Below are 7888 nucleotides of genomic sequence, written 5' to 3' on the forward strand. Positions count from 1 at the left end.
CCCTAGTAAGGTGTAGTAGAGATTCTTTTACCTTGACCTATGCTGAAGCGTTTGCCGGGGAATGTCAAAAGACAGGTTGTCAAAGTTTAGATGCCTCAACAAAGGTAGCGATCGCCCCCGGCATTCGGTATGGTAAAGAAGTGTTATCCACTTGGTTTGGAAGTTTAAGCTACTATGGCTCCCTTGCCTGATCCCCGTCCGAAGCACTTGTCCTTAGGAACGTTAGAAACAGAAATCTTGAACATTTTGTGGGATTTCGAGTCTGCCACCGTGAAGGACATTCACGATCGCATCCTGGCAGACCCCGACCGCGAGTTAGCCTATGCCTCGGTGACGACAGTGCTTCAGCGGTTAGCCCAAAAGGGATGGGTGGAGTCCAGTAAGTGCGATCGTGCCTTTGTATGGCGACCGACCCTCTCCCGCCAAGAGGCACAAATGTTGAAATCCCACGATCATCTACGGCAATTTCTCTCCATTAGCAACCCGGACATTGTGGCCGCGTTTGCCGATGAGTTAGATCAGACGAGTTTGGCGCAGCTTGATGCGATCGCCGACTGCATCCGAACGGCACGCCAGGAGCGGGAGGCTCAGTGATGCACACCGGATTTCTTTTACTAACCCTAGGCCTGGCTTGGCTGATCCGCGCTAGGGCAACGGGAGCAGGGACAGACTGGCGCGATCGCTGGCACGCTGCGCTGCAATCGTTTGTACTCCCCCCGCTGCTGCTGATCATGACCGCGATCGCAACGTTGTGCATGGGAACCCAGGGGCAAATGATCGGCATTCCGGTGGGTTGGATTGGCTACTCGGTCGCGATCGCCTTTTTAGGATGGGCAGCGTTGTCCCTAGTCTGGTTTGCAGTTCAGGCAGGGCGCACTCTGCGTCAGTTGCCCATTCAGGAATCGGTTACGGTTTACGGTCGCCTAGGCTATGTCGTTGAGCTTCCCACCCTCTTTGCTGCTCAAATTGGGTTGTGGACGTCCCGTCTTGTCGTCAGTCGCCATCTGTTAGATACCTTGTCGCCAGAGCAGACAGAAGCTGTCCTGCACCACGAAGACGCCCATGCCCACTATCGCGATCCCTTCTGGTTTTTCTGGCTGGGCTGGATTCGTCACCTCACACACTGGCTCCCCCAAACTGAAGCCCTATGGCAAGAATTACTCTTACTTCGAGAACTGCGGGCGGATCAATGGGCCGCTCAGCAGGTGGATCCGTTGGTACTGGCAGAAGCTTTGCTAGCGGTGGTATCTGCGCCTGCGATCGCCCTACCCGACTACGGGGCTGCCTTTGGCGCGATCGCCCCATCCCAGCTGTTAGAAGAACGGGTCAATGCCCTCCTTTCGTCGCCTCCGAGTGGCTCGTGCGCTTTATCGGCCCAATCATGGCTGTGGCTCCTGTGGGCACTTTTGCCGTTAGCGCTCACGGGATTGCATTCTTGAGCGTCCAGCCAACGAACCGGAACGGTGTTGTGCCGCACGTAGAGGGGATGGCGAGGTTGCCCCTGTTGGGTGATACCCAGGCAGTATAGCGATTGGTGATTTGGCCAAAGTTCTAGAAAAGCGCGATCGCGCCCTTGCCATCGTCCGCTATTTCCCCACGCTACTATCACCCGCTGGGCCGCATGACAAGCGGACAGTAGAAATCGATCATTGTCGATCCCCACCGGATCGGATAGTTGGCGAAGATAGGCTGGATCGGGCGATCGCACGGCAAATAGATTCACCACTTCCAAGACTCCGTAGCCCCAATCCTGGGCAAAGCGAACACAGCGGCGGAGGCTAGGATCTAACCTGCGCTCATCTGCCGTACTAGGATTGAGCATCGCAATGGTAATCTGAGGGGCTGTGGCCTCCCAGCAATACCGAAGGGAATACCGATAGCGATCCCTCGGATCGACCATGACTTGCCCCTGCCATTGTTCCGTTTGGTAGGTTCGGCATACAGTTTGAAACTGGATTCCCATCATGCGAGTTCGCCAGCGTTACTTCAGAGCGGAAATGTCCCACGCGGCTGCTACACTAATCCGCAGCAATAGATCCAAAAATCGAAGCACAGGCGGCAGCCGTTTCCAGGTTTGAACCCAGGTAGGGAGGTTTGCCACCCCTGTATCAGGTCCAATCGCGCCTCCCTATGGTGATCGCTCAGTCGAATCTGCCAACTGAAAACGGACTGCACCAGCGGTATTCCTCCCGACCTCTGCCCCCAGCAACCCATGAACGGCAACGCGTAGAATAGTCCAGCGAGGCCGTGTAAGCTCCGGAAGACAAGCGGTTGATAAGGCTGGCGAAGGCGAGTTGGCATACGACGAAGAGAAGAGATGATGGTGGATCTAGCTCAAGCTTAATTCTGCATAGAATGTTTGCAGAAGAGGATACCTCAACTCTGAGAGTTTAATACCAATTCTGAGTGTTGAGTTCTCAGTTTTGAGTTATGAATGCGTTGCACCGCCAGGGATATTAGCCTTTCATCTGTAGCCGGAACTTTTGAAATTGGTATAACATGGTCTTGCGCTTCTTATCCAAATGGAACGTATGTAACCGCGCGCAGTCGTTGGCTACAGTAAGGTTATTCATATAGCTGTTGCCAGCTAGCTTAGGACATGGACATTTTGGTGGGGCGGCTTCGCCGTCCCACCAAAATGTCCTAACTGGTATGGCTAGCGCCATACAACATAAGGTGCCCCTTGTAAGCATGACCTTGTCTCTAACTAGAGGAACTGCGAACCAGGGATTAATCCTGATCAACACCAAGTCAACGAACTACTCTGGGTTAAAAGGGTTAAAAATCTAGTCATGCCAGAGGACGATTCACATTTTTTAAGGTAATCAGGTTGACATGGGTACAATTGAGGAAGGTGTCACGGTGTCTGGATTGCTTATGCCAGAGTTATGCTGAACCAGCATCCTTTCCTATCCGAGCATATTTCTGCCCACGATTGGCACCGCACTCCAGAAGCAGTTAAGCATCTGGTGGAGATGTTGCTGGTTAATATTGCGGCTTCGGAAAATGAAAGTCGCTTAGTTCAGTTTCTCGATGCCACACCGCTTGGGATTGCCGTCCATAACGCCCTAGGACAGATTGTTTACATTAATCAAATGGGGCGGGACTTGCTGGGAGTGAGCCATTCCGTCGATCTCATCCCTGGAGATCTGGCAGAAACGTTCAAAATTTATCGCTATGGCACGTCAGACCCTTACCCCGTTGACGAGTTACCCAGTACCCGTGCGCTCGCTGGCGAGACGACCCAAGTGGATGATATTGAGATCCATCGGTGCGATCGCACCATCCCGCTAGAGGTAAAGGCGACCCCAATCTTTGATGATAATCAGGTGGTATACGCCATTGCGGCATTTCAAGACATTAGTGAGCGCAAACGCCTTGAGGCCGAACACCAACGCCGCACCATAGAACGCTCCATTGTCGAAAATACCCTCCGGCAGCGTGAACGTCACTACCGTCAGATGATTCAAGCCCAGACGGATCTCGTGTTGCGATCGCTCCCTGATACCACCATTACCTTCGCGAACGATGCCCTGTGCCGAGCGCTGGGTCTACCGCTAAACCAAGTGTTAGGCAAGAGATGGAATACCTTTGTCCCGCCGGATGATATCGAAGAAATCACCCGCAAAATTGCAGCCTTAACCCCAGACCACCCGACCTTTGAGAACATCAATCGGGATTATTGGGCGAATGGCGAAATTGGATGGACTCAATGGGTAAACCTGGGCATTTTTGACAGTCAAGGAAGACTCCTGGAAATCCAGTCCGTAGGGCGCGATATCACCGAACTCCAAGAGCAGATCTTGCGGGAGCAAGCCCTGAATCGAGTGTTTCAGGCCATTCGCAATTCCTTGGATCTAGACATGATCTTTACCACTGCTACCGAAGAAGCGTCTCATCTGTTGCAGGGGTTAGATTGCTATGTGGTGCAGTATTTGCCAAGACAACGATTGTGGCGGTGTGTGGCCGAATTTCGCCATCGTGCCGATCATCCAACCACTACCGGATTTGAAATTATGGATGGCAATACCCCATTTGCAGAGCAGCTCAAGCCGTTTCAATCCATATTTGTAGATGATACGAGCTGTCTGGACGCTCCGATTAATGCCGAAATTGCAGCACACTTCCCTGGATCGTGGCTATTCGTCCCCTTGGTTGTGGACGGCAAGCTTTGGGGTAGTTTGACCCTCATGACGGAGGATCGTCCATTTACATGGCAACCCGAACAAGTGGAACTGGCTCAGGCGATCGCCAATCAGCTAGAAGTCGCAATTCACCAAGCGAACCTCTACCGTCAGGTGCAGCTAGAGTTAGCTGAGCGTCGGCGTGTGGAAGCAGCACTCAGGGAAAGTGAAGCCCGATTTCAAAATATGGCCGCAAACGTTCCCGGTGCCATTGTCCAGTATCTGCTTCGTCCAGATGGATCAGATAGCGTGCTGTACATGAGTCCGGGTTGCGATCGCCTATGGGAAGTGGATGCCGCAGAGGTGATTGCCGATGCCTCTATTCTTTTTGGGGTATGATTCATCCTGACGATTTACCAGGCATGCAAGCCTCGGTGATGGAGTCTGCCCAGACGTTGCAACCGTGGTCCCACGCATGGCGGATCACAACGCCGTCTGGACAGGAAAAATGGCTAGAAGCCGTAGGCCGACCGACTCGCCAGCCCAATGGCGATATTCTATGGGATACGCTAATCCTAGATGTCACAGAGCGCATTCAGGCCAAATACCGCTTTCAAGCCTTGGCCGCCAATACACCCGGCGTGATTTATCAATACGTGCTGCGTCCAGATGGCTCGAACTCTATGCTGTACGTCAGTCCTGGCTGTCGGGATTTATGGGAACTAGAGCCGCAAGCCATTATTGAGGACGTAGAACGGACGTGGCACATGGTGCATCCCGATGATTTACCCGCCATGCGAGCGTCGGTGCTTGAATCGGCTCAAACCCTAGCCCCCTGGAATTATGAATGGCGGATTACCACACCATCGGGCCAGCAGAAATGGTTACAAGCCTCAGCTCGCCCGCAGCGCCACACCAATGGTGATTTGGTTTGGGATGGTTTGGTTTTAGACGTGAGCGATCGCAAACGGGCAGAAGAAGCCCTTACCACCAGTGAACAGTACTTACGCACCATCATTGAGAATGAACCGGAGTGCGTCAAAATCCTTGATACGAGGGGCAATATTCTAGATATAAATCCGGCAGGGCTGAAGATGCTCGAAGCAGATACCCCTGAGCAGATCATCGGTCGTCAGGTAAAATCTCGGATTCTTTCCGAACACTATCCAGCCTTTCAGTCGCTCCATCAACGGGTTTTGCAGGGTGAAATGGGACAGCTAGAATTTGTGATTGTGGGCTTGAAAGGAACCCACCGATGGGTCGATAGTCGCGCTGTGCCGCTTCGCAACGAGCAGGGTGACATCGTGAGCATCCTCGCCATTACTCGCGACATTACCGAACGCAAACAAGCAGAACTGGCCCTAGCGGAAAGCGAACAGCGATTATCCACCCTCATTAGCAACCTGCCGGGATATGTCTACCGCGTTCGGAATGATCTCGACTATAGGCCGCTATTTATCAGTCAAGGCGTTGAAGCGGTTACAGGCTACCGTCCAGACGAGTATTTAGTGGAGCGTTCGATCTCTTGCCGAAAAGAGATGCACCCGGATGATGCGCAGTCCGTATGGGACACGGTTCAAAAAGCCCTCAATGAGCACCTCCCCTACGAGTGTGAATATCGCATCATCACCAAAACAGGACAGGAAAAATGGGTTTGGGAACGGGGGCAGGGAATTTACGCTGAGGATGGCTCTTTGCAGTGGCTAGAAGGGTTTGTAACCGACATTAGCGATCGCAAATCGGCGGATGCAGCCATGCATGAAAGCGAGGCTCGCTATCGTTTGTTAGCAGAAAATATGAACGACCTAGTTTGTCTCCATGACTCTGATGGTCGTTACTCGTACGTTAGTCCGTCCTGCGAAAGTCTTTTGGGCTACCGCTACGATGACCTACTAGGCTGCAGCCCCTATGCCTTGATCCATCCAGAAGATCGCGATCGCGTCTATCAAGAAGTACAAACGGTAGCAATCGGCGGGAAGTCTGTGCCTATTACCTACCGTGTGCGTCAACGTTCCGGTTCCTACCTTTGGTTTGAAACGCTGATTAAGCCGATTACGGATGCCTCTGGACAGATTATGCAATTGCAAACCACCTCGCGAGATGTCACAGAGCGCATTCAGGTTCAGCAACAGCTACAACACGCCGCCGTTCATGATGAATTGACCGGACTTCCCAATCGTCATTTGCTGATGGAGCGCTTGGAATTAGCCATCAATCGCGCCAAACGCCTCAATAACTATCGGTTTGCCGTTCTATTTCTTGACCTCGATCGGTTTAAGGTGATCAATGACAGCCTAGGCCATTTGGCCGGGGATCAACTGTTGGTGGCGATCGCCCAACGACTCAAAGGAACCCTGCGGGGCATTGATCTAGCGGCTCGGTTAGGGGGGGATGAATTCGTGATTCTTCTCGAAGAGGTGGAAGATATCCAAGAGGTGATCCACGCCACGGAGCGAATCTTTGCAGAATTAAAGGTTCCTTTGCTCTTAGAAGGTCGGGAAGTATACATCACGCCTAGCATTGGTATTGTTCTCGGCACAAAGAACTCCCAAGCTTCCGACCTCCTGCGCGACGCCGATATCGCGATGTATCGCGCGAAAAGTAATGGTAAAGCCCGATACGAAATTTTTGATGCGGCCATGCATGCTAAAGCGTTAGCAAGACTGCATTTAGAAAATGATCTGCGGCGGGCGATCGATTGCCAAGAATTTGTGTTGCACTATCAGCCCATCGTTGCCCTGGATAGCGGGATGCTGATTGGTTTTGAGGCGCTCATTCGATGGCAACACCCAACTAAAGGTCTAAAGTTCCCCGATACGTTTATCACCGTTGCCGAGGAAACAGGACTGATTACGGCGATCGATCGCTGGGCTTTGCAAACGGCCTGCCGACAGTTGGCAGTGTGGAACACCGCATTTCCAAATTTGCCCAATATGAGGGTAGGCGTCAATCTTACCGCTCAGGATCTACGCAGTTCTAGCTTATTAAATGATGTCAAACGGACGCTTGCTGAAACCCACTTAGATGGACAGTACCTCGTTCTCGAGATTACAGAAAGTATGCTGATTGAAGACATTGAATTCACTATTGACTTGCTCAATCAGTTGAAGCAAGAGGGAGTCCAGCTTAGTATTGACGACTTTGGCACGGGGTACTCATCGTTGAGCTATCTACACCGCCTACCTGTAGACCATCTCAAGATCGATCGCTCCTTTGTCAGCCAAATGCAGGAGGGACAACGAAACCATCAAATTGTGAAGACCATTGCAGCATTGAGTAATCCGCTAGAGATTGATGTGATTGCGGAAGGCATTGAAACACCCCAGCAACTCGAACAGCTCCAACACCTAGGCTACAAATTCGGGCAAGGATATCTCTTTGCAAAGCCTCTGACAGCCCATGCGGTAGAGGCTCTGCTGTGTAGGGGTAACCTCTGTTTGTTTCCGTGAAAGCGATGCCCATTGACGGCAGGCCGACATATGACTCGTGAAGCTAAACAAAATCGCTTTTGTCAATCAGTCTAGCTGATATATCTTCAATGCGGGCGATCGCATCCCCACTCTCTTTAAAGACAACATCCCCAGACCGATTTTTAATCTCTAGCGCTCCAAACCGTAACCCCCTCTCTAGATCAAACTTGTCTTTGCCGTTTTTAAAGTCCTCAACGATCTGGAATCCGTCTGAACGTAGCAGAAAGATATCTTTTTTCGTACCTGGTCACCGCAATAAGAATTGTTAATGAGAATGGCTGAAGCAGCTACATT

Annotated in this window: 4 protein-coding genes and 3 pseudogenes; 6 read left to right on the plus strand and 1 reads right to left on the minus strand. The window is 51.7% G+C overall.

Features of this window, described 5'->3' with window-relative positions:
• Positions 1 to 32 precede the first annotated feature (32 nt).
• The 3 genes from IGR76_12510 to IGR76_12520 are packed head-to-tail and all read left to right on the plus strand — an operon-like array spanning position 33 to position 1439.
• A complete protein-coding gene (locus IGR76_12510) occupies positions 33 to 191 on the plus strand; it encodes a hypothetical protein (protein ID MBF2079310.1) in 159 nt (52 codons plus the stop codon).
• The gene (locus IGR76_12515) at positions 175 to 594 is read left to right on the plus strand and encodes a BlaI/MecI/CopY family transcriptional regulator (protein ID MBF2079311.1); all 420 of its coding nucleotides are present in this window, start codon (positions 175 to 177) and stop codon (positions 592 to 594) included. Before IGR76_12510 ends, IGR76_12515 begins: the two co-directional genes overlap by 17 nt.
• Positions 594 to 1439 carry a M56 family metallopeptidase gene (locus IGR76_12520; GenBank protein ID MBF2079312.1) on the plus strand — a complete coding sequence of 282 codons (846 nt, stop codon included), beginning with the start codon at positions 594 to 596 and terminating at the stop codon, positions 1437 to 1439. The genes IGR76_12515 and IGR76_12520 overlap by 1 nt, the downstream gene beginning before the upstream one ends.
• A 14-nt stretch (positions 1440 to 1453) precedes the next feature.
• Here IGR76_12520 and IGR76_12525 read toward each other — a convergent pair.
• Positions 1454 to 1900: pseudogene (locus IGR76_12525) on the minus strand (DUF1643 domain-containing protein).
• A gap of 988 nt (positions 1901 to 2888) precedes the next feature.
• On the opposite strand from IGR76_12525, the pseudogene IGR76_12530 reads away from it, so the two are divergent.
• From IGR76_12530 to IGR76_12540, 3 genes and pseudogenes are all read left to right on the plus strand, one after another.
• Positions 2889 to 4726 (plus strand): annotated as a pseudogene (locus IGR76_12530) (PAS domain S-box protein).
• An 81-nt stretch (positions 4727 to 4807) separates the two neighbouring features.
• A pseudogene (locus tag IGR76_12535) lies at positions 4808 to 5110 on the plus strand (PAS domain-containing protein).
• A gap of 222 nt (positions 5111 to 5332) precedes the next feature.
• On the plus strand, positions 5333 to 7573 hold the full coding sequence (locus tag IGR76_12540) for an EAL domain-containing protein (protein ID MBF2079313.1): 2241 nt from the start codon (positions 5333 to 5335) through the stop codon (positions 7571 to 7573).
• The last annotated feature ends 315 nt before the right edge of the window (positions 7574 to 7888 follow it).

The organism is Synechococcales cyanobacterium T60_A2020_003 (assembly GCA_015272205.1).
Classification (GTDB): Bacteria; Cyanobacteriota; Cyanobacteriia; order RECH01; family RECH01; genus JACYMB01.